Origin of the sequence: Mesorhizobium montanum, assembly GCF_033977145.1 — a bacterium.
Taxonomy (GTDB): Bacteria; Pseudomonadota; Alphaproteobacteria; order Rhizobiales; family Rhizobiaceae; genus Mesorhizobium; species Mesorhizobium montanum.
The window spans coordinates 81,501-101,991 of the sequence record NZ_JAVIJF010000002.1 but is presented as its reverse complement, the minus strand read 5'-3'; the positions used below and the strand labels follow the sequence as shown (position 1 = coordinate 101,991).

Here is a 20,491-nt window from a genome sequence, read left to right as displayed (position 1 = left end):
GCGGCGCGGCGAAAGGCCAGTAAGAACGTCGTGATCGTTGTGATCGCAAGGCGAGGGTCGAGCAGACACTATTCGCTTGAACAGCCGAACATCCATTGCACGCCGAAGGCATCGACAAGCATGCCGAAGCTCGTCCCCCAATATTGACGTGCCACAGGCACCGTGATCAGGCCTCCCTCGGCCATGTGGCCGAACAGAGCTCGCATCGCGGGAAGATCGTCAAACTCCAACATCAGCGCCGAGCCCTTCATCGGTTCAGCGTCGTCGTTATCGGACGCGTGAAAAAGGATGCCCGGTCCCTCGAACCGGGCATGCAGCACTTTCGCTCGCATGGCTTCGGTTCGGACGGGCATATCGTTTTCGCCCCAGCGCAGAAGGACCGTCCCCCGGCCGAGGCCGCACCGTTCGTAGAAGGCGAGAGCCTCCTCGCAGTTGACCGTGAAGAACAACGAGGGCGAAAACCGCATCCCGTGCCCTTGCTCCTCAACCGTGGTCGTCACGCCGCGGCCATCACGGCTGCAACAAGCGCATCGTCCGAATATTGCCGACCGCCGATGCCCCAGCCGCCGTCGGGCGCATTGAGGATGTTGATCCAGGTGTTTTCGGGCTTGTGGCCCGGCACGCAAAGGTCGGCGACGATCCTGGTGGCGGCCGTGATGAATGCCTCTCGTGCCTCGATGGAGGCGAGGCCGATGTTCGGCAGTTTCAGTTCGACCATGACGACAGGCCGGTTGGCGCCGCCCGCATAGATGCGATGATTGGGCAGCACATGGACCGTTCCGCCGACGATTGCGCTGAAGAATGAATTCCCGGTGGCTCCGGAAGCTTCGATGAGCGCGGCGCTCAGGCGGGGCAGGATGTCGCGTTCTCCAACTGCTGTCAGCACGCCTTCGGGCGCGGTTACGGTGATCGGCATATCGGTTTCCCTTGCTTGCTGCGAATGGTCCTGATCGCTCGGGCGCTTTGCCCTTGTCAGGTTACGTATTGATTGTTACGTTACCAAGAAGACGTGAGTCAATAGGTTTCGTATCGATCATTATGGAAAATTTCGGGAAGTCACGCGGAGGCCGGCCGCGGGCATTTGACCCGGAGGCAGCGCTCGACGCCGCGATGCATCTGTTCTGGGAGCATGGCTATGAGGCGACCTCGCTTGCCATGCTGCGCGAAGCCATGGGCTTGACGCCGCCGCAGATCTACAACGCCTTCACCGACAAGGAGACGCTGTTCCGCCGGGCGCTGGTGCACTACCACGAAACGGAGGTCGGGTTTGCGCTGGACGCGCTCAGCGCGCCGGTGCCGACCGAGGAGGCGATCCGGCTGCTGCTGATGGGGGCGGCACAAGCCTATACCCGGCCAGGCAAGCCCGGCGGCTGTCTTTTCATCAGCGGCGCGCTGGCAGCATCACCGCAGGCACAAGGCATCGCGGACGAGCTCAAGGCATATCGCAGGGCAAGCGAAGCGGCGATCGCGGCGCGGCTGGGCAAGGGGCGTGAGGCCGGCGAATTGCCGGCGGGGCTGTCCGTCGAGCGATTGGCCAAATACCTGGCCGGCGTCATGCAGGGAATGTCGATCCAGGCGCGTGACGGCGCTTCGACGGAAGACCTGAGGGCTCTCGCCGAGACCGCCCTTGCCGCCTGGGCAGCCGAAATGCGAAAAGCGGCCGACTGAAAAGGTGAAGCCGATGCCGGACCTGTTCTCCGCAATTGAAGCGCCCGTCGACATCGTGCCGGGTCGCAAGCTCGCGGCAACGGCCGCGGCGCTCTATGCCGCTCCGCACGATCATTTCGAGACGAGGGCGGTCGAGGAACTGCATCTTGGCTTCGACGGCATCGAGGGCGATTTCCATGCCGGCGCAACACGGCGTTCCGGCGGACGCGAGCCCTGGTATCCGCGCGGCACGGAGATGCGCAACGAGCGGCAATTGTCGCTTGTCGCCGCCGACGAGCTTGCCATCGTCGCCGAGCGGATGGGCATCGCGGAGATCAAGCCGGAGTGGATCGGTGCCAACCTTTTGATCGAAGGGGTGCCGCATCTTTCCATGCTGCCGGCCGGCTCGCTCATGTTCTTCAAGGGCGGCGTGACCATCAAGATCGATGCGCAGAACGGGCCCTGCCGCATCTCCGGGCGTTCGATCGCCGAGAATGCCGGGATGGCCGATCTTGAGGCGGGAGCACTGCTCTTCCCCAAGGCGGCGAAACGGCTGCGCGGCCTTGTCGCATGGGTCGAGAAGCCGGGCGTCGTAAGAGCAGGCGAAGAGATTTCGGTGCGGGTGCCGGAGCAGTGGATTTATCGTTGAGAGGAGGGCCATGCCGCCCGAGGCGGCATGGCGGCGTCTTGGACTAAGCTTTCCTGTTGTTGTTGGCGCCCTGCGCCATTACCGAAACATGATCCCACTTTTCCCAGGTGGCGATTCGGTTGGCATATTCCTGCCTGATCATCGGCAGGCCGCCATCGCCGAAGAAGACACGGAGCGGCGGCTCGGCCGCATCGACGATCGCAAGCATTGCAGGACCGGTCGCTTCCGGATCACCGGCCACGGACCGGCCGCGGCGCTCGGCCATTGCCGTGCGGACCGGTTCATAAACCTCCAACGGGTTGGAGACCTTGGCCGACGGCCCGGCCCAGTCCGTGGAGAAACCGCCCGGCTCGACCAGGGTCACATGAATGCCGAACTCCGCGACCTCGAGGCTGAGCGACTGGCTGAAGGCTTCGAGCGCCCATTTCGAGGCGTGGTAGAGGCCGAGCGAGGCGAAGGCGTTGACCCCGCCGATCGACGATATCTGGATGATGTGGCCGGAATCCTGCGCCCGCATGATGGGCAAAGCCGCCTGGGTGACCCAGAGCACGCCGAACACATTTGTCTCGATCTGGTCGCGCGCTTCCTGCTCGGTGACTTCCTCGATGGCGCCGAAATGGCCGTAGCCGGCGTTGTTGATGACGACGTCGAGCCTGCCGAAGCGCTTGTGCGCCTCGGCGACCGCGGCTTCGACCGCTTGCTTGTCGGTGACGTCGAGCTTCATGGCGGCGATGTTGTCGCCATATTTTTCGACGAGATCGGCGAGCGTGCCGGCATCTCGCGCGGTGGCGGCAACGCGATCGCCGCGGGCGAGGGCAGCTTCGGCCCAGACGCGGCCAAAGCCCTTCGACGATCCGGTGATGAACCAAACCTTGTCAGTCATGATCTGCGATCCTTGCTCTTGGAGCAATTCCGAACGAAAGGCTACGGCGAAACCGCCGAGCCTAACCACTACGCACTTTCCTGGAATTGCTCTGGGTGATGAATTCCGGAGATAAGCGGAGGATGCTCCGCTTCCTGCATGTACGGCGCTTTCGGCGTTTTTCCAGAGGCAGCGCCGAAATTATTTGACGGTGGGCTCAGGGATAGCGCACCGCACTCGACCAAGCCGGGTCGTCATGCCTTTTCCAATAAAGCGCCATCAGACGTTCGGTGATTGGACCGACCTTGCCGTCGGCGATAGGCGCGCCGTCGATCGTCGTGACCGGCATGACGCCGCCGGCGGTCGAGGTGATGAAGACCTCGTCCGCCGTCTTGAGCGCGGCGACGCCGACATCCGCCGCAAAAGCTGAAAGGCCCGCCTCGCCACACAGGTCAAACACGGTGCGGCGCGTGATGCCGGGCAGCACGCCGACGGCGGGCGTCGACAGCTTGTCGTCTTTTACACAGAAGACGTTGAAGCCCGGGCCTTCGGCGACATTGCCGTTGAAGTCGAGGATCAGCGCGGTATCGGCGCCACGGTCATAGGCATCGTAAAGGCCACGTACGAGATCGAGCCAATGGTAGTTCTTGATCGAGGGATCGATGGAGACAGGCGGAATACGCACCTTGTCGCTGATTGCCACCTTGAGGCCGCTCCGCAGCTGTTCGGCATTGGCGACCGAGCCGAAGGGAACGGCGAAAGCCATGAATCGGTTGATCGCCTGGCGCGGATCGCGACTGAAGGTCGGCGAGGCACCGCGCGTGCACAGCATCTCGACGTAAGCCGCGCGGTGGCCGGACAGCGCGACGCAATTGTGGAGGATTTCGGCAACGCCGGCGCGATCGAACGGGATCGTCATGCGCAGCTTTTCCAGCCCGCCGAAGAACCGGTCGAGATGCAGGTCTAAGCGGAAGAAGCGGCCGTCCCAGACATGGACCGTGTCATAGGTGGCGTCGGAATGCAGAAAGCCCCAATCCAGCACCGAGATCTTGGCCTGCGACATGGGCAGATATTGCCCGTCCAGGAAGGCAACGCCGTCGGGATAGGCATGCGGGTCGACATGGCGTTCGGAGAGAAGGGGGAGCAACTTGGCTGGTGCAGCAGCGGCCTGGCTCATTTCGTTCCTCCCTTGGTATTAGGCAAGGCAGGCTAGCGCCCGATTGCGGACGCAGTAGAGCCAGGCAGCCGGTGCTGCTTGGCCTCACTCGTCCTCGTCGTCTTCCTCAAGCAGCCTTGTCGCCCGCCAGCGTGTGAGCACCTCGTTGGTCCGCCCGATGACGAAGAAGCGCGCCGAATCCCGATCATAACCCTCGGCGAGCAGTTTTTCGTAATCGGTGTGGACGTGGCGGACATGGGCGATGGTTGCCAGCCACACCGCGATCGTTGGCGGCAAGGTCTTCATATGCACCGAACCGGCCTCAGTGCGGATCTTTTCCATGTCCGCATAAGGAGCGAGCGGCAAAAGCGCGGTCAGCGCCTTGCCAATGGCGCGTCGGCGGCCAGTGGGGGCGCTCACTTCTCGTCGCGCCCGGCAATGATCGCTTCGGGGAAGGCGTCGGTCGAGGCGTAATAAGGCTTGATGTCGATGACCGGCGTGCCGTCCAGCACATCGATGGCATCGATCTCGATCCGGCCGGCCTCCATGTCGAGAGCGACGAGCTTTGTCACATGAAGGCCGACAGGGTTCGGCCGGGCGGGGGAGCGCAGCGAGAAAACGCCTTTCGGTTCAGCCGCATGGCGCGGTTTCTGGACAATCAGATTCCGCGGCGCGTGATGGAGCCAGGACAGGATGACGATGTGGCTGGCGCGGTCGAGGTTCCGTAGCCCCAGGCGATACGGCTCATCGATCAGAACGGTCGCGGCGCGCCCGGATTGCCGGGCGGCGCGCATGTTCTTGGGGCAATCCTCGCGACTGGCCCAGGGCGAGACAATGCGGCCGATGAAGACGACATGGCCGTCCGGCCGCAGTTGCGCCGGATCGGCTGCAAGAAGCGTTTCACCTTCGCGCGTCTCAAACATCCTATTCATCCTGTGGAAGAACCGCCTGCCAAGCGCGGATCACGGCTGCGCCATTTTCTTGTCCGGAAGCGACATAGCGCTTGCCAGGGTTTCAAAATCGACATAAACATATCTTTATATCTCTCAACGAGAACCCGATCATGCATGTCTCGCTCGACACGATGGTAGATACATTGAAGGCGGCGGCCGAATCCAGTCGGCTGCGCATCCTGGTGCTGTTGTCGCGCGGCGATCTTACCGTCTCCGACCTCACCGAGATCCTCGGGCAGTCGCAGCCGCGCGTTTCGCGCCATCTGAAGCTGCTGCTCGATGCCGGGCTGATCGGCCGCTATCAGGAAGGCTCCTGGGCGTTCTTCAGGCTGACCGATACGGATAATTCGCGCGATTTCGTGCAGCGTCTGGTCTCGGGCATAAGCGAGGCCGATCCGCAGGTCGTGCGCGATCTGGAAAGGTTGGCATCTGTCAAGCGCAAGCGGCAGGACCGGGCAGCCGAATATTTCTCCGAGAATGCCGCGAGCTGGGATCACATCCGCTCGCTGCATGTGCCGGATCGCGCGGTGGAAGCGGCACTGCTGAAGCTCGTCGGCAAGCGACCGTTCCAGTCGATGCTCGACCTTGGCACCGGCACGGGCAGGCTGCTGGAAATCTTCGCGCCGCTCTACCGGCGCGGCGTCGGCATCGACATGTCGCGCGAGATGCTGACGGTTGCGCGCGCCAATCTCGACAAGGCTGGCATAGCCAACGCGCAGGTGCGCCAGGGCGATATCTTCTCGCCGCCGGTCGAACGCAACGCCTTCGATCTCGTCACCATCCATCAGGTGCTGCACTATCTCGACGATCCGGCCCGCGCGATCGCCGAAGCGGCGCGGCTGCTGCGCCCGTCGGGCAGGCTGATCGTCGTCGACTTCGCGCCGCACGCGCTTGAATTCCTGCGTGACCGGCATGCGCATATGCGGCTGGGTTTCTCCGACCGCCAGATTTCGGAATGGTTCGCGGAGGCCGGGCTCGAGCTCGAGGACAGCCAGGAATTCGAGCCGCGAGGCGGCAACGAGGCAAGACTCACCGTCAAGCTCTGGCTCGGCCGCGACCGCCGCCTGCTGATCGCCGATCCATCCAACGATACACTGCCAGTGAGGGAAACAGCCTGATGAACCAGTTCCGCTTTTCCCGCCGCCCCGACATTGGCGAAAAGGTCAGGGTGTCCTTCGAGTTCTTCCCGCCGAAGACAGACGAGATGGAAGCAAGGCTCTGGGACACCGTCACCCGGCTGGAGCCGCTCAAGCCGAAATTCGTCTCGGTGACCTACGGCGCCGGCGGTTCGACCCGCGAGCGCACGGCGCGCACGGTCAGACGCATCCTCAACGAGACGTCGCTGACGCCGGCCGCGCATATGACCTGCGTCGATGCCGCCCGCGATCAGGTCGATACGGTCATCCGTGAATTCGCCGACATGGGCGTCAGGCGCTTCGTCGCGTTGCGTGGCGATCCGGCAGCCGGCGTGGGCACAAGCTACCGTCCGCATCCCGACGGCTACGCCAATGGCGCCGAACTGGTCGGAGCGTTGAAGAGCGCAGGCGATTTCGATATCTCGGTCTCGGCCTATCCGGAAAAGCATCCGGAAAGCCCGGATTTCGCCACCGACATCGACATGCTGAAGCGCAAGGCCGACAATGGCGCGACGCGCGCGATCACGCAGTTCTTCTTCGACAACGATCTTTACGAGCGTTACGTCGAGCGGGCGCGGCGCGCCGGCATCTATATCCCGATCGTGCCGGGCATCCTGCCGGTGCATAATTTCACCCAGGTCGCCAATTTCTCGTCGCGCTGCGGGGCACTGGTGCCGGCCTGGCTGGCCGAGCGTTTCGAAGGACTGGAGAACGATCCGCAGACGCATGCTCTCGTGGCCTCGGCCGTGGCGGCCGAGCAGGTGCTCGACCTTGTCGAGCGCGGCGTCGGCGATTTCCATTTCTACACGATGAACCGTGCCGACCTCGTCTTTGCCATCTGCCACATGATCGGCATCCGCTCGCATGAGGCGGAGGCCGCCGGTTCGGCCGCGGCGTGAGGCTGCAACGGAAGTCGGTTTGCAATGGAAAAGGCCGGGTAGAACCCGGCCTTCTCGAACTGTTGGACTATTCTCGGTGCTGGTCTTCCCGGCTTTGGCGGGTCAGGGAAGAACGCCTATGATAAGGGCACCGATGAATGCGAATGCGGCACAAATCATCAAAGCGTTGATTGGCCTCGTCAGTCCCATGCCATAGCCTCCTCTTCAGAGCTATGGCAGGAGTCTAGGGTCATTTGTGCCACAGGCAAGCGGAAAACGTGCTGCAATGCGACATGATTGTGGAATTTGCGACTCGGTATTTGCCGTTAGCCGTTGAAACTCTTCGGCAAAAGCCGGCTCCGGGGTTGTGAATAAATTGTGGCGGCGGTGTGACATGACACCGCTACCATCGGCCGAACAGCCGCCCGTCGATGGTGATCAGGCCAAGCCCGATCAATGTCATGCCGCCGATCTCGAACAGCGCCAGCCGCTCGCCGAGGAAGAGGAAGCCGAGCAGCACCGCGCTGACCGGCACGACCAGGGTGACCAGCGAGGCATTGGTGGCGCCGGCCGAGGCGACAAGGTTGAAATAGAGGATGTAGGCGAAAGCGGTGGAAAGCAGCGCCAGCGCCAGCACCGCTGCCCAGACCGGCGGCGAGGCGGCAAGAAGCCCGACCGGGCCGTAGGCGATCAGCACGATCGGGATCATGATGATGGTCGAGGCGGTCAGCTGTCCGGTGGCGATAACCGGCGAAGGCACACCCTTGAAGCGACGCGCGATCATCAGGGCGACTGCGTAGGAAAGCGAGGCGCTGATCAGCGCTAACTTTGCCCACACCGGTCCGCCCAGCCCGGCAAGCAGACCCGGGCCGATCATCACCGCCGTTCCGGCGACGCCGAGCGCGATGCCGGCCAGCTTGTTCCAGGACAGCTTTTCGTCGGTGGTGAGCGCGTTGGCCAGGATCAGCGTCCAGAACGGCGTCGTCGCATTGAGCACCGAGGCGACGCCGGCGCCAAGTTGCGTCTGGCCGGCGAAGATCAGCGAGAAGGGGATGACATTGTTGGTGAGCGCCAGCAGGAAGAACAAGCCGATATGCGGGAAGGCGAGGCGAAACGAAGGGCCGCGCACCGCCAGATAAAGCTGGAGCGCGATCGCGGCGATGGCGACGCGAAACAGCACCAGCGCCAGCGGATGGATCTCGGACACGGCAATGCGGGCAAAGAAGAACGAACCGCCCCAGATCGCGCCGAGCAAGAGAAGCTGCGCCCAATCCTTAAGCGTCATCGGTCCGCGTGTCGACGCGGCTGCGGCCGTAATGGACATGTTGTTCCCTCCGGGGGCCGATCGCAAACTCAGCCCGTCAAACACCTCAACAACCGATATCGGGTCCGGCGGCAAGGGCCACCCGAAACCTGACTGACGGTTTAGCGTTCGCAAGAAACGTGCAGCGGGCCGTCTGGAACGCGAGACACAGAACTGTTTTCTTTGGCGGCTAGCTAGGATTAATTGTGCGCGCTCCAGACTTGAGGATTCGTCCATGCAGCGATTCGAAAATGCCCGCGAGGCGGCACTGGCGCTTCGCCCGGACGATCCGGTCTACTGCTTTCGCCCGCAGGTGCTGAAAGCGGATGCCCTCCAATTCATGGGCATGTTTCCCGGCAAAACCGCCTATGCGGTGAAAACCAATGGCGAACAGATCGTGCTGAAGACATTGGTGGACGCCGGCGTCGGCACCTTCGACGTCGCTTCGCCCGGCGAGTTCGCCGCCGTGCGCGCGGTGTCGGCTGATGCCGAAATGCTCTACATGCACCCGGTCAAGGCGCAGTCGGACATCAAGCTGGCGCTGGAGAAATACGGCATCCGGGTGATCTCGCTCGATCATGAGGATGAGATCACCAAGCTGACGCGTGTGGTGCGGGCGCTCGATATCGACCCGGGCGCCATCACCGTCTTCGTGCGCATCCAGACCAAGGGCCATGCGGCTTACGAACTGTCGAAGAAATTCGGCGCCGGGCCCGCTAATGCCGTCGAGCTTGCCGAGCGGCTGAACCGCACCGGTTACAAGGTAGGCCTCTGCTTCCATGTCGGCAGCCAGATCGAGGATCCCGACACCTATGAGCGGGCGCTGGCCTCGGCCGATTGGGTCCGCAACCGGCTGACCTTCGACATTGCCGGGCTCGATGTCGGCGGCGGCTTTCCGGCCGAATACGGCCATGACCCCAATCGCAGGCACATTGAGATGCCGTCGCTTGGGCAGTTGATGTCGCGGCTGGCGGGCGACATCAAGGAATACCAGTTCGACCAGATGCCGCTGGTCGCGGAGCCCGGCCGCGTGATCGTGGCGCGCTGCCTGTCGCTGATCGTGCGCGTGCTCTTGCGCAAGGGCAAGCGGCTCTACATCAATGACGGCATCTGGGCGTCGCTGTCGGATTCATGGACCGGCAAGATCACGCTGCCGGCACGCTTCATCCCCGATCCCGCGATCCGCACGCGCAATGGCGACGAAAACACCATCGTGCCGTTCAAGGTCTGCGGCGCGACCTGCGATTCCGTCGACATCCTGTCGCGGCCGTTCTGGTTGCCGGAAACGGTCGACACCGGCGACTGGATCGAGATCGGCCATATCGGCGCCTACTCGCTGTCGCTCAGGACACGTTTCAACGGCTTTTATCCCGACACCTTCGTCGAGGTGACGACCACCTTCGACGAGGGCGACGCGCCGCAAGGGTTTGCGAGTTTGGAGACGATGGCGGACTAGTGGTTAGTGAGTAGTGAGTAGTGAGTAGTGAGTAGTGAGTAGCTTCACGTCTTTACTACTGACTACTCACTACTCACTATTACAGCTTCGCCAGCAGTTCCGGCGTCGGCCAGCCATCCACGGGGAGGCCGAGCCGCATCTGTTCCTGGCGGACCGCTTCACGGGTGTTGGTGCCCAGGATGCCGTCGACCGTGCCGACATCGTAACCCTTGGCTTCGAGCTTGGTCTGCAGGGCCTTCATCTGGTCGCCGCTGAGGCCTTGCTCGGGCGTGCGCGGATCGAATTGCGGCGCGCCGGCAAGGCGCGTGGCAAGCACGGCCGCGGTCAGCGCATAGGTGAAGGACCGGTTCCACTCCAGATAGACATCGAAATTGTCGTAGGTCAGGAAGGCGGGACCCTTGCGGCCCATCGGCAGCGCCAAGCCGGCTTTCAACCCATTGTCGATGAGCGGGTTGCCGTTGGGTTCGGTAACACCCCATTGCGCCCACTGCGACAGCGGCAGCTTGTTCGTACGACCTGTCTGGTCCCATGGCATCTCATCGGGGACGCGCACTTCCTGGACCCACGGTTGGTCGCGCTTCCAGCCGCGCGACATGATCTTGCCGGCCGTCGTCATGATGACATCCGGCACGCTGTTCCTGAGGTCGACCTTGCCGTCCCCGTCGCCGTCGACGCCGCGGGCCAGATAGTCGGTCGGAAGGATCTGCGTCTGGCCGATCTCGCCAGCCCAGGCGCCCTTGACGTCGGCCGGCAGCACGCCGCGGTCGATGAGCGTCAACAGCGGCACCAATTGCTGCCGGAAGAGCTGAGGGCGGCGGCAATCATGCGACAGCGTCGCCAGCGCATCGAGGGTATGGAAGTCGCCTTGCACGGCGCCGAAGTCGGTTTCCAGTCCCCAGAAAGCGGCGATGATGGCCGGCTGGACGCCGAATTCCTTGTCGGCCCGGTCGAAGATGTCGGCATATTTCTTCAGATTGGCTGCGCCCTGCTTCAGGCGGTAGTCCGAAATCATGCGGTTGGAGAACTCGGTGAAAGTCTGGGTGAAGACGCCCTGGGCGCGGTCGCGCGCCAACGCTCGCTGGTCGATGGTCGCGTCTTCCAGCGCGTCGAGACCGACGGCGCCGACGCCGGCCGCCTTGGCTTCGGCCGCGACGCCCTGTTTCCAGGCTTCGAAATCGCCGCCGCATTCCTGTGCCGCGGCGGGCAGCGCAAACGCACCGGCAAAGAGCGCCGCCAGGATTTCAAGGCCCAATCGCATCGCTTCCCTTTCGAGACCGGCGCACGGCCCCATCGTAACCCCGGACCGGGATCGGACAGGCGCATGCGAGGATTTCAAAGTTCAGGAGCCGCGCCAGGCACTCGGACGAGTGCGCCACTCCCAGATTACCAGCGGTTGCATGTTTCGCCGCCCGCCGTGTCGAAAGCAGGCGGGACGGCCGATGTCAACGGGTGTTCTGCCGCAACCACTTCTTCCAGGCGGCTTCCGAGCCGTTGAAGACGTTGATGTCGGATTTGCCGGTCATGCCGGGCACGATACCGGTTCCGGTGTACTGCCAGAAAGTGAAGGGATGGCCGCCGTATTTCTCGCGCGGGTGGCCGGCGACCGAGCGCAGCCAGTAGGAATAGCCGGGGAATGTCGCCAGCTGGTTGTCGTCGAAGAAGTCGATCGAGGTGTAGATGATCGGCTTCTTGCCGTAATGCCGCTCGACGATTTCGAGGAAGGTCGTCATCTCCGCACGCACCGTCGCCGGGTCCGGCCGCAGCCTGCAGGTCGGCGATTTCGGGTTCCATTCCATGTCGAGCACCGGCGGCATCGCCGACGGGTCTCTCGGAACATTGGCGATGAACCAGCGCGCCTGGGCTTCAGCCGGCGTGCAGAAATAGAAGAAATGATAGGCGGCGCGCGGAACGCCGGCGGCCCTGGTGCGCGCCCAGTGCTCGTTGAAATAGTCGTCGAAGCGATCGCCGCCTTCCGTCGCCTTGATGAAGGCAAAGGAGATGCCGCTTGCCCTGGCCGTCGGCCAGTCGACCGAGGTCTGGTATTTCGAAACATCTGTGCCATGGATGGCGTAATTCCACGGCGCGCCGCTGTCCCATTCATGCGGCTTGGAATCGTCGAATTTAGGCGCTCGCACGGCAACCGTCTGCGAAGACGGCGACAGCGGCGAAATATCGTCCACGGTCGAGCAGGCGCCGAGCAGCGTCAGCATCAGAATGGCCGCAAGACGGCGCATGGCATTCCCCGGACCGGTTCCAGCCGGCCGCTGATGGGTCTTTGCAGATGGCCGTCGCTGGCGCTGGCCCCCTCCGGACGGTCGCCCCACAAGACCGTCCCAGTCTCTTTGTCGGTCCATGTCGTTGTCCCAAAAAACCGCTGCGCACTTTTGGGCGACATGGACAAGTAGATCGCCGAACATGGTTGATAATCCATTGACGGCGCTCGACAACGCCAATGATTTTGCGGAAGCAATGGCGGCAAATCGATGACATAAATCGAGCCGGAGAATCCGAAGGGCGGGAAAGATGCGGGCTGTCGTGAAATTCATCAAATGGCTGCTTGGCCTTGTGATCCTGGCGGTGGTGGCGCTGTTTGCCTGGCTCTATTTCGCACCGCCGGAGCTCATCCGTGTCGGCTCCGGCTATTCGGCCAAGATCGTGTGCTCGAACGTCTTCGTCGCCGGCCGCGATGCCAACGAGGTTCTGGCCGTCGACGTCCAGGCGCCGGGCCATCCGCTGCTCAGGCTGATGAAGGTGTCCGTCGACAAGGAGAGGGGACTTGTCTCGGCCGGCCTGCTTTGGATTCTCGGCAAGAGTGTCGCAGTTGAGCGCGACGGCGTCGGCTGCGCGTCGGTTCCCGATGGCGATACCGGTAAGGCAAGGCAGACGTCGTTGCGCACGGCGCCGCCGACACCGCAGCCCGACGCGCTCTGGCCTGATGGCGAGCGGGTGGATGCTTCGCAGAATCCCGGGGTAGCGAAAATCGTCGACGACGCCGCGATGGCCGGCACAGGCATGCGCGCCATCGTGGTGGTCAAGAATGGCCGCGTTGTCGCTGAACGTTATGGCGAGGGCTTTTCGGCCAAGACGCCGCTGCTTGGCTGGTCGATGACCAAGACGGTTAACGCCGCGATTGTCGGCACGCTGGTCAAGGACGGCAAGATGGCTGTCGACAATAAAGGCCTGTTTACGCCGTGGAAGGCCGACGGCCGCGCCGCCATCAGCCTTGCCGACATGATGGCGATGTCTAGCGGGCTGGAGTTCAACGAGGATTATGGCGACGTCGCCGACGTGACGCGAATGCTCTATCTCGAACCGGATATGGCGGGCTTCGCCGAGGCCAAGCCGCCGACCGGTGAGATCGGCAAGGTATTTTCCTATTCGAGCGGCACGGCTGTGATGCTGTCGCGGCTTTGGCAGGACGCGATCGGCGACAAGGCGAAGGCACTGGCCTGGCCGCGCGCGGCGCTGTTCGGGCCGCTCGGCATGCACAGCGCGGTGCTCGAAACCGACGAGCAGGGCACGTTCGTCGGCTCGTCCTATCTCTATGCTACCGCGCATGACTGGGCGCGCTTCGGCCAGTTCCTGCTGCAGGGAGGCGTCTGGAACGGCGCGCAGGTCCTGCCCGCCGGTTTTGTCGACTGGATGCGCCAGCCGGCGCCGACCTCGAAGGTCTATGGCAAGGGTCAGGTCTGGATCGAAGGCCCGGGCGACGAGGAAAATCCCGGCGCGGGCACCGCCGCCGGCCTGCCCAAGGACACCTATTGGATGGAAGGCCATGACGGCCAGACCGTCGCCATCGTTCCGTCGGAGCAATTGGTCGTGGTGCGGCTTGGGCTGACGCCGGCCAAGTTCGGCTATCGGCCGCAGACGATGGTGGCGGCGCTGGTGAAGGCGCTGCATTAGCGGCTTGGTCGGCCGCCGCGGCTATCCTATGCGGCTGTCGGCAAAGGTTTGGCGCGTTCAACGCGCGCTCGCTCGTCAGGCGAGTTCATAACATGCCAAAGATCGCTGCGCCGTTGGACGTTCAGCCAGAAATCCGGGCTGTTGCCGAAAACCCGCGCCAAAATGAGTGCGGTTGCCGCCGTTACGCTGCGGCGGTCGTTGCATAATTCGTTCACATGCTTGCGCTGGACGCCCATTGCCTCGGCCAAAGCCGCCTGTGTCAAACCGAGCGGCTGCATGAATTCTTCGGTAAGGATTTCGCCAACCGTTGCCGGCTTGCGTGCGGTCATCAACATGTCTCGCCTCACCTATAACTGTGGTCATCTAGATAGATGTCCGACGCTTCGCCGCGGCTGCCGTCCCAGCGGAAAACCAGCCGCCATTGTTTGTTGACCCGGATGGAATTGTAGCCTTCGAGATTGCCTCGCAATTTCTCGAAATGGTTGCTGGGCGGCACCCGCAAATCCTGGTCAGTCACCGCGTCGTCAATCATCTGGAGCTTGCGGAACAAGCGATTTTCGAGGTCGGGCGGAATGTTACGGGAGCGGGTATCGTCAACGAAGAAGGCCCGCAGCCATCCATCTCGAAATCCGACGATCATCGCATGCTTCCAGAGTGGAGATAACGTACCACTCCTTGGGTCATGTTGCAATGGCGCGGTTTGTTACCTTCGTTCGCTGCCGGCGATAGGCTTCAAGTTGCGAAATCAGGTAGGATCTTGATGACCGCCAACCAGGCATAGCCGCGATAAAGCGTTCTGAAATGGAAGGTTGCGCCGGTGCGCTGCGATTCCGATTCAAGCACGTCACGCAGCGAGGCGCGCGGCGCGACATGGAATTTCCGCAGCCAGCCGCGCAGCAAGGTTCTGAACCAGCGCGGCAGGCCTTCCTGCTGGCCGAAGTCGACGACATGCAGCGAGCCGCCGGGGGCGAGGGCGGCTAGAGCGGCCGAGACGGTCTTTTCCCAGCCGGGGATCATCGATAGCGAATAGGACACGAAGACGCGGTCGAACCGCTCGATACCGAAGAGAGCCTTGGCGTCGAAATCGGTGGCGTCGCCACGCGACAGGTTGACCTTTTTGGAGAGACCTTCGCGAGCGATGGCCGCGTTCGCCGTCTCCAGCATCTCGGCCGAGATATCGAGACCGAAGAAGCGGGCGTTCGAGTAGCGGCGGGCCGCGAGCACGATGTTGCGGCCGGTGCCGCAGCCGAGTTCCAGCACGGTACCACCTTGCGGCACGTCCAACCCGTCGACCAGCCGGTCACGGCCGAGCAGGTAGTATTTGCGGGTCAGGTCATAGATGTGGCGCTGCCAGCGATAGACGCCGTCCATAAGTTCGGCATGGCCGGCCGGCAGCTCCGTCGCGCTCATGCGGCGCGCTTCACATAGAGGTGGAAGCCGCCATAGATGGCCGAGCGGTCCTTAGCGGAGAATTCGCGCGAAGCCTCGTCCTGATAGTCCCACTGGTCGAGCAGCGAGTTGGAGAGGCGGCCGGGCAGCAGGCTGGGCTCGGCCGCGGTGCGGAAGATGACGCGCGCGCCGACCGAAGCCGTGCGGGTGATCTCGGTCCACAAATCGTTGAGCAGATCGTCGGTCATCCAGTCCTGCGCGTCGAGCAGGACGAAGCGGTCGACAGTACCCGCGTCCTTGGCGGCCAGGAACTTGATCAGATTGGCGTGGTGGATGGCGACGCGATCGATGTTGTCGCGGATCGTCTTGTAATAGCGCTGTTCCAGATAGGCAGGCAGTGCCGCCTCGCCGGGCTGCGGGTAGCGGCGGGCAAAGGCCTGCCAGGCGAAGTAGTTGTTCTTCAGCGGGAAGTCGCAGGCGAGCTTTTCCAACCGCGCCTTGAGCACGCTCGCCATCGAGCCATCGCCGGAGGTGATCAGCGAGTCATACTGGGCCGGCGGGATGCCGAGGCCAAACAGCGAGGCCTTGCGCGATGTGGCCCAGCGCAACAGCTTCTTGTCGAAGACCGGCGCCAGTTCCTCATTGAAGAAGCGGCGCTGCTCGCCGATGTTCTGCGCCTTCATGATGCCGGCCGGGTCGACACCGAACAGCTTGCCGACGCGATGGCCCATGGCGATGAAGAGGCCGAGCAGGCCGGTCTGGTAGAAGTTGCGGTCGAAGACCGAGATGCGGCGGCGGCCGCGCCAGTTGCGACGCTCCCAGTAATGGCGGCTGACCGGATCGAGATGCGGCGCAATGAAGCGATCGTAGGCATCCGAATTGTGGCTGGTGTCGGCGGCGCCGAAGAAGCGGAACAGGTCGCCCTGCGACGGCAGGTGCCGCATCGCCTCCAGCTTCATGCGGTTCAGCGCGATGTGCGCGGCATTGAGATCGACGGCGTCGATCCTGGCCGGCGAGTGGGTCAGATAAGCCAGAATGTTACAGCCGCCTGATGCGATCGTGACGACGCGATGGCCCGCGCCGAGCTGCATGGCCTCGATGTCGACATCGGGATCTTCCCAGATCTGCGGATAGACAAGCCCGGAGAACAGGAAAGCAAAGAGCCGCTCGGAAATGCCGTCCTTCGACAGGGCGCGGTTCTGGTAGACGGCCTTTCCGACTTCCTTGCCTCGGCGATAAACGAGTTCTCCGGATACGTCCGACATCGCCAGGTGATTCCCCATTTGCGTTGGCGCAAGCGGGTAGCGCAGCGTCATGACAGGCAGGTGACAGCCTGTTGACGGCAAGTTGACGCCAAGGCGCGTCGTGATAGACGCGCCTTGGCCTCGTTTCCATGCATGTCGTCGCCCAAAACCGCTGCGCGCTTTTGGGCGACAGGCGTCAGGCTTTGCCGAACGCTCCGGGTGTCGGGGTGGTGACGATGACGGCTTCGCCGGCGTCGAGCGTGGTCTGGTCGCAGGCTTTCAAGACGTCGACCGAGCCGTCATTGCGCCTGACCTTGGTCGAGCCCGCCTCGCCATCACCGCCGCCATCAAGGCCCCGGGGCGGCCGATTGCGGTGCGAGGACAGGATCGCGCATTCCATCTTTTCGAGGAAGCGGATGCTGCGCCTGGTGCCGTCGCCGGCATCCCACTTGCCTTTGCCGCCGGAGCCCTCGCGGATATGGAAGTCTTCCAGAACGACGGGGAAGCGAAGTTCCAGCACCTCGGGATCGGTGAGGCGCGAGTTGGTCATGTGGGTGTGCACGCCGGAAGTGCCGGCAAAGCCGCGCCCCGAATTCACCCGACCTGCCGGCGAGCCGGAGCAGATCGTCTCGTAATACTGGTATTTCTTGTTGCCGAAGGTGAGGTTGTTCATCGTGCCCTGGGCGTTGGCCATGGCGCCCATCGCGCCGAACAGCGCGTTGGTGACATGCTGCGAGGTCTCGACATTGCCAGCGACGACGGCGGCAGGGTAGGCGGGCTTCAGCATCGAACCGTCGGGGATGACGATGTTGATCGGCCTCAGACATCCGGCGTTCATGGGGATCATGTCCTCGACCATGACGCGGAACGCATAAAGCACGGCGGCGCGGGCGACAGGCTCCGGCGCGTTGAAATTGTTCTTCATCACCGGCGACGTACCGGTGAAATCGACGGTCGCCTCGCGCTTTTGCCGGTCGACGGTGATCTTCACCTTGATCACCTGGCCGGTGTCGGTTTGGTATTCGTAAGCCGCGCTGTCGGGAAGCCGCTCGATTACCCGCCGCACGCTCTCGGCGGCATTGTCCTGGACATGGCCCATATAGGCCTCGACGACATCGAGGCCGAAATGCACGACCATCTTGCGCAATTCCGCCACGCCCTTTTCGTTGGCGGCGATCTGCGCCTTGAGGTCCGCGATGTTCTGGGCGGCATTGCGCGCGGGGTAGGGGTGGTCGGTCAGGAGGGTTTCCAGTTCCTTCTCGCGGAAGTGGCCGCGATCGACGATACGGAAATTGTCGAACAGCACGCCTTCCTCATCGACCGTGGTGGCCAAAGGCGTCATCGAGCCGGGCGCTGTGCCGCCGACATCGGCATGATGGCCGCGTGAGGCCGCCCAGAACAGGATATCCTTGCGCGCATCGTCGAAGACAGGCGTCACCACGGTGATGTCGGGCAGATGCGTTCCGCCATTATAGGGCGCATTGAGCGCGAAGACGTCGCCGGGGTGGATGTCGCCTGAATTCAGGCGGATGATGGTTTCGACGGAACGGTCCATGGAGCCGAGATGTACTGGCATGTGCGGCGCGTTGGCGACCAGCGCGCCATGGCGGTCGAACACGGCGCAGGAAAAGTCGAGCCGCTCCTTGATGTTCACCGAATAGGCGGTGTTCTGCAGTGTCACGCCCATCTGCTCGGCGATCGACATGAAGAGGTTGTTGAAGACTTCCAGCATCACCGGGTCGGCTTCGGTGCCGAGCGCGGCGGCACGCGCTTTTCTTTCCGTGCGGCGGATCACGACGTGGTTGAGACTGGTAATTTCGGCGCGCCAGCCCGGCTCGACGACGATGGTCTGGTTCGGCTCGATGATCAGCGCGGGGCCAGCGACCGTGTGGGACGGCCGCAGGTTTTCGCGGCGGTAGACGCCAGCCTCATGCCAGCGGCCTTCGGTGTGGAAGCGCCGGCTCTCCAAAGGCTTGGCCTCGATCTGCGCCGGTCCGGCAGGGGCGTAGGCTTCCGCCTTGTCCTGTCGGGCCGCGTCCATGCCTTCAACGGCGACGGTCTCGACGACGATCGGCTTATCGTCATAGACGAACCCGAACTGTGCCTTGTGCGCGGCCTCGAAATCGCTTCTGGCTCGGAAGATCGAGCCATGCTCGAAATTCACCGGCAGCGCCGTATCGGTGCCGTCATAGCGGATATGCACGACAGGCTTCGTTGAAATCGCGTCCTCGGCAATGCCTTGCTCGCCGAGATCGGCGAGAACGTCGCTGCGCAAGGCCGAGATGAGTGTCTCGATTGCCGAGCGGGATTCTTCGGCAAGCGGCTGCAGCAGAGCCTGTTGGCGCGAGGCGAAGATCGAAGACAGGCCGATACCATAGGCGGACAGCAAGCCTGAGAAGGGATGGATGAGCACGGCTTCCATGCCGAGCGCGTCGGCGACCAGGCAGGCGTGCTGACCGCCGGCGCCGCCGAAGCAGTTCAAGAGATATTCGGTGACGTCGTAGCCGCGCTGCACCGAGATCTTCTTGATGGCGTTGGCCATGTTCTCGACGGCGATGGTGATGAAACCCTCAGCGACCGCCTCCGGAGCCCGGCCGTCGCCGATATCGGCGGCAAGTGCCGTAAATTTTTTGCGAACCGTGCCGACGTCGAGCGGCTGGTCCTGGCCTGCGCCGAAAATCGCCGGGAAGAAATCGGGCTGCAATTTGCCGAGCATGACATTGGCATCTGTGACGGCGAGCGGGCCGCCGCGCCGGTAAGCGGCCGGGCCGGGATTGGCGCCGGCGGAATCGGGACCGACGCGGAAGCGGCCCGCTTCATAGTGCAGGATCGAGCCTCCACCGGCTGCGACCGTGTGGATGCGCATCATCGGGGCGCGGATGCGCACGCCGGCGACCTCGGTGTCGAAGGCGCGCTCGTATTCGCCGTCATAGTGGGCGACATCGGTCGAGGTGCCGCCCATATCGAAGCCGATGACTTTGTCGAAGCCGGCGAGCTTCGCCGTCTCGACCATGCCGACGACCCCGCCCGCCGGTCCCGAAAGCAGCGCGTCCTTGCCCTGGAACATGTCGGCGGCGGTGAGACCGCCCGACGACATCATGAACATCAGGCGCGGGCCGGCGCCCAACTCTCCCGCCACCCGCTGCACATAGCGCGACAGGATCGGCGACAGATAGGCGTCGACCACGGTGGTGTCGCCACGGCCGACCAGCTTGATCAGCGGCGAGACCTCGTGAGAGACCGAGATCTGGCTGAAGCCGATCTTGCGGCAGACTTTTGCCACGGCTTTTTCGTGGTCCGGGTATTTCCAGGCATGCATGAAGACGATGGCGACCGCGTCGATGCCGTCGGCCTTGGCCTTTTCGATCGCCGGGCGGCAAGCGGCGATGTCGAGCAATCGCTCGACGCAGCCATCTGCGCGCACGCGTTCATTGACCTCGATCACCCGCTCGTAGAGCTGCTCGGGCAGGATGATCTCCTTGGCGAAGATATCCGGCCGCGCCTGGTAAGCGATACGCAAAGCGTCGCGAAAACCCTTGCTGATGAGCAGGAGCACGCGGTCGCCCTTGCGCTCGAGCAGCGCATTGGTGGCAACGGTCGTGCCCATTTTGACGTCGCCGATCGCGTCGGCGGAAATGGCGGCGCCGGCTTTCAAACCCAACAGATCGCGGATGCCCTGGATAGCGGCGTCCGCATAGGCCTCGGGATTTTCGGACAGGAGTTTTCGTGGGTGCAGCCGGCCTTGCGGATCACGGCCGATGATATCGGTGAAAGTGCCGCCGCGATCGATCCAGAAGTCCCATTTGTCTGTTCCTTCGGCTGCCGGCATCCTGCTTATCCATCATCTCTTCAAGTGTATGTTTCTGTTAGTTCGGGATCTCAGCGCCAGCAATCGCAAGTTTGATGTTACATATG

20 protein-coding genes are annotated in these 20,491 nt (G+C 63.2%); 6 read left to right on the top strand and 14 right to left on the bottom strand.

Annotated features, from left to right (window positions below):
* Positions 1-68 precede the first annotated feature (68 nt).
* Positions 69-467 carry a VOC family protein gene (locus RFM68_RS02890; protein ID WP_320231460.1) on the bottom strand — a complete coding sequence of 133 codons (399 nt, stop codon included), beginning with the start codon at positions 465-467 and terminating at the stop codon, positions 69-71.
* 29 nt (positions 468-496) lie between these two features.
* Positions 497-916, bottom strand: a complete 420-nt coding sequence (locus RFM68_RS02885) for a tautomerase family protein (protein WP_320231148.1) — start codon at positions 914-916, stop codon at positions 497-499.
* A gap of 194 nt (positions 917-1,110) precedes the next feature.
* Here RFM68_RS02885 and RFM68_RS02880 point away from each other — a divergent pair, with 194 nt between their 5' ends.
* The gene (locus RFM68_RS02880) at positions 1,111-1,668 is read left to right on the top strand and encodes a TetR/AcrR family transcriptional regulator (RefSeq protein ID WP_320231147.1); all 558 of its coding nucleotides are present in this window, start codon (positions 1,111-1,113) and stop codon (positions 1,666-1,668) included.
* Between the two features lie 13 nt (positions 1,669-1,681).
* A complete protein-coding gene (locus tag RFM68_RS02875; protein WP_320231146.1) occupies positions 1,682-2,296 on the top strand; it encodes an MOSC domain-containing protein in 615 nt (204 codons plus the stop codon).
* A 43-nt stretch (positions 2,297-2,339) separates the two neighbouring features.
* Here the strand turns inward: RFM68_RS02875 and RFM68_RS02870 are convergent, their stop codons facing one another.
* From RFM68_RS02870 to tsaA, 4 genes are all read right to left on the bottom strand, one after another.
* Positions 2,340-3,179 carry an SDR family oxidoreductase gene (locus RFM68_RS02870; RefSeq protein WP_320231145.1) on the bottom strand — a complete coding sequence of 280 codons (840 nt, stop codon included), beginning with the start codon at positions 3,177-3,179 and terminating at the stop codon, positions 2,340-2,342.
* 196 nt (positions 3,180-3,375) lie between these two features.
* Positions 3,376-4,335, bottom strand: coding sequence for a D-amino acid aminotransferase (locus tag RFM68_RS02865; RefSeq protein WP_320231144.1), 960 nt, complete (start codon positions 4,333-4,335; stop codon positions 3,376-3,378).
* Between the two features lie 84 nt (positions 4,336-4,419).
* Positions 4,420-4,734, bottom strand: a complete 315-nt coding sequence (locus tag RFM68_RS02860) for a DUF2293 domain-containing protein (RefSeq protein WP_320231143.1) — start codon at positions 4,732-4,734, stop codon at positions 4,420-4,422.
* Positions 4,731-5,237 carry a tRNA (N6-threonylcarbamoyladenosine(37)-N6)-methyltransferase TrmO gene (gene tsaA / locus RFM68_RS02855; protein ID WP_320231142.1) on the bottom strand — a complete coding sequence of 169 codons (507 nt, stop codon included), beginning with the start codon at positions 5,235-5,237 and terminating at the stop codon, positions 4,731-4,733. The genes RFM68_RS02860 and tsaA overlap by 4 nt, the downstream gene beginning before the upstream one ends.
* Positions 5,238-5,377: 140 nt before the next feature.
* Here tsaA and RFM68_RS02850 point away from each other — a divergent pair, with 140 nt between their 5' ends.
* Both RFM68_RS02850 and metF read left to right on the top strand, forming a co-directional pair.
* On the top strand, positions 5,378-6,385 hold the full coding sequence (locus tag RFM68_RS02850) for an ArsR/SmtB family transcription factor (RefSeq protein WP_320231141.1): 1,008 nt from the start codon (positions 5,378-5,380) through the stop codon (positions 6,383-6,385).
* The gene (gene metF, locus RFM68_RS02845) at positions 6,385-7,302 is read left to right on the top strand and encodes a methylenetetrahydrofolate reductase [NAD(P)H] (RefSeq protein ID WP_320231140.1); all 918 of its coding nucleotides are present in this window, start codon (positions 6,385-6,387) and stop codon (positions 7,300-7,302) included. The genes RFM68_RS02850 and metF overlap by 1 nt, the downstream gene beginning before the upstream one ends.
* Positions 7,303-7,684: 382 nt before the next feature.
* Here metF and RFM68_RS02840 read toward each other — a convergent pair whose 3' ends face one another.
* Positions 7,685-8,605, bottom strand: coding sequence for a DMT family transporter (locus RFM68_RS02840; protein ID WP_320231139.1), 921 nt, complete (start codon positions 8,603-8,605; stop codon positions 7,685-7,687).
* A 214-nt stretch (positions 8,606-8,819) separates the two neighbouring features.
* Between RFM68_RS02840 and RFM68_RS02835 the strand changes: the two genes are divergently transcribed.
* On the top strand, positions 8,820-10,040 hold the full coding sequence (locus tag RFM68_RS02835) for an alanine racemase (RefSeq protein ID WP_320231138.1): 1,221 nt from the start codon (positions 8,820-8,822) through the stop codon (positions 10,038-10,040).
* A 79-nt stretch (positions 10,041-10,119) separates the two neighbouring features.
* Here RFM68_RS02835 and RFM68_RS02830 read toward each other — a convergent pair whose 3' ends face one another.
* Positions 10,120-11,298 carry a lytic murein transglycosylase gene (locus RFM68_RS02830; protein ID WP_320231137.1) on the bottom strand — a complete coding sequence of 393 codons (1,179 nt, stop codon included), beginning with the start codon at positions 11,296-11,298 and terminating at the stop codon, positions 10,120-10,122.
* Between the two features lie 184 nt (positions 11,299-11,482).
* Positions 11,483-12,274 (bottom strand): glycoside hydrolase family 25 protein, encoded by a 792-nt coding sequence (locus tag RFM68_RS02825; RefSeq protein ID WP_320231136.1) that lies wholly within the window; start codon positions 12,272-12,274, stop codon positions 11,483-11,485.
* A gap of 289 nt (positions 12,275-12,563) precedes the next feature.
* Between RFM68_RS02825 and RFM68_RS02820 the strand changes: the two genes are divergently transcribed.
* Positions 12,564-13,943, top strand: a complete 1,380-nt coding sequence (locus tag RFM68_RS02820; RefSeq protein ID WP_320231135.1) for a serine hydrolase domain-containing protein — start codon at positions 12,564-12,566, stop codon at positions 13,941-13,943.
* Between the two features lie 26 nt (positions 13,944-13,969).
* Here the strand turns inward: RFM68_RS02820 and RFM68_RS02815 are convergent, their stop codons facing one another.
* The 5 genes from RFM68_RS02815 to RFM68_RS02795 form a co-directional block, all read right to left on the bottom strand.
* Positions 13,970-14,278, bottom strand: coding sequence for a HigA family addiction module antitoxin (locus RFM68_RS02815; protein ID WP_320231134.1), 309 nt, complete (start codon positions 14,276-14,278; stop codon positions 13,970-13,972).
* 8 nt (positions 14,279-14,286) lie between these two features.
* Positions 14,287-14,583, bottom strand: coding sequence for a type II toxin-antitoxin system RelE/ParE family toxin (locus RFM68_RS02810; RefSeq protein ID WP_320231133.1), 297 nt, complete (start codon positions 14,581-14,583; stop codon positions 14,287-14,289).
* Between the two features lie 92 nt (positions 14,584-14,675).
* Positions 14,676-15,353, bottom strand: coding sequence for a class I SAM-dependent methyltransferase (locus tag RFM68_RS02805; protein ID WP_320231132.1), 678 nt, complete (start codon positions 15,351-15,353; stop codon positions 14,676-14,678).
* Positions 15,350-16,648: a BtaA family protein gene (locus tag RFM68_RS02800; protein WP_320231131.1), complete on the bottom strand. Its 1,299-nt coding sequence runs from the start codon at positions 16,646-16,648 to the stop codon at positions 15,350-15,352. The genes RFM68_RS02805 and RFM68_RS02800 overlap by 4 nt, the downstream gene beginning before the upstream one ends.
* 124 nt (positions 16,649-16,772) lie before the next feature.
* A complete protein-coding gene (locus RFM68_RS02795) occupies positions 16,773-20,405 on the bottom strand; it encodes a hydantoinase B/oxoprolinase family protein (RefSeq protein WP_320231130.1) in 3,633 nt (1,210 codons plus the stop codon).
* Positions 20,406-20,491: the final 86 nt, after the last annotated feature.

Excerpts from the sequence above, each read along its gene's own strand:
- RFM68_RS02890 (WP_320231460.1), bottom strand. The coding sequence starts at position 467 with ATGCGGTTTTCGCCCTCGTTGTTCTTCACGGTCAACTGCGAGGAGGCT.
- RFM68_RS02885 (WP_320231148.1), bottom strand. The coding sequence starts at position 916 with ATGCCGATCACCGTAACCGCGCCCGAAGGCGTGCTGACAGCAGTTGGA.
- RFM68_RS02880 (WP_320231147.1), top strand. The coding sequence starts at position 1,111 with ATGCATCTGTTCTGGGAGCATGGCTATGAGGCGACCTCGCTTGCCATG.
- RFM68_RS02875 (WP_320231146.1), top strand. The coding sequence starts at position 1,682 with ATGCCGGACCTGTTCTCCGCAATTGAAGCGCCCGTCGACATCGTGCCG.
- RFM68_RS02870 (WP_320231145.1), bottom strand. The coding sequence starts at position 3,179 with ATGACTGACAAGGTTTGGTTCATCACCGGATCGTCGAAGGGCTTTGGC.
- RFM68_RS02865 (WP_320231144.1), bottom strand. The coding sequence starts at position 4,335 with ATGAGCCAGGCCGCTGCTGCACCAGCCAAGTTGCTCCCCCTTCTCTCC.
- tsaA (WP_320231142.1), bottom strand. The coding sequence starts at position 5,237 with ATGTTTGAGACGCGCGAAGGTGAAACGCTTCTTGCAGCCGATCCGGCG.
- RFM68_RS02850 (WP_320231141.1), top strand. The coding sequence starts at position 5,378 with ATGCATGTCTCGCTCGACACGATGGTAGATACATTGAAGGCGGCGGCC.
- metF (WP_320231140.1), top strand. The coding sequence starts at position 6,385 with ATGAACCAGTTCCGCTTTTCCCGCCGCCCCGACATTGGCGAAAAGGTC.
- RFM68_RS02840 (WP_320231139.1), bottom strand. The coding sequence starts at position 8,605 with ATGTCCATTACGGCCGCAGCCGCGTCGACACGCGGACCGATGACGCTT.
- RFM68_RS02835 (WP_320231138.1), top strand. The coding sequence starts at position 8,820 with ATGCAGCGATTCGAAAATGCCCGCGAGGCGGCACTGGCGCTTCGCCCG.
- RFM68_RS02830 (WP_320231137.1), bottom strand. The coding sequence starts at position 11,298 with ATGCGATTGGGCCTTGAAATCCTGGCGGCGCTCTTTGCCGGTGCGTTT.
- RFM68_RS02825 (WP_320231136.1), bottom strand. The coding sequence starts at position 12,274 with ATGCGCCGTCTTGCGGCCATTCTGATGCTGACGCTGCTCGGCGCCTGC.
- RFM68_RS02820 (WP_320231135.1), top strand. The coding sequence starts at position 12,564 with ATGCGGGCTGTCGTGAAATTCATCAAATGGCTGCTTGGCCTTGTGATC.
- RFM68_RS02815 (WP_320231134.1), bottom strand. The coding sequence starts at position 14,278 with ATGTTGATGACCGCACGCAAGCCGGCAACGGTTGGCGAAATCCTTACC.
- RFM68_RS02810 (WP_320231133.1), bottom strand. The coding sequence starts at position 14,583 with ATGATCGTCGGATTTCGAGATGGATGGCTGCGGGCCTTCTTCGTTGAC.
- RFM68_RS02805 (WP_320231132.1), bottom strand. The coding sequence starts at position 15,353 with ATGAGCGCGACGGAGCTGCCGGCCGGCCATGCCGAACTTATGGACGGC.
- RFM68_RS02800 (WP_320231131.1), bottom strand. The coding sequence starts at position 16,648 with ATGACGCTGCGCTACCCGCTTGCGCCAACGCAAATGGGGAATCACCTG.
- RFM68_RS02795 (WP_320231130.1), bottom strand. The coding sequence starts at position 20,405 with ATGCCGGCAGCCGAAGGAACAGACAAATGGGACTTCTGGATCGATCGC.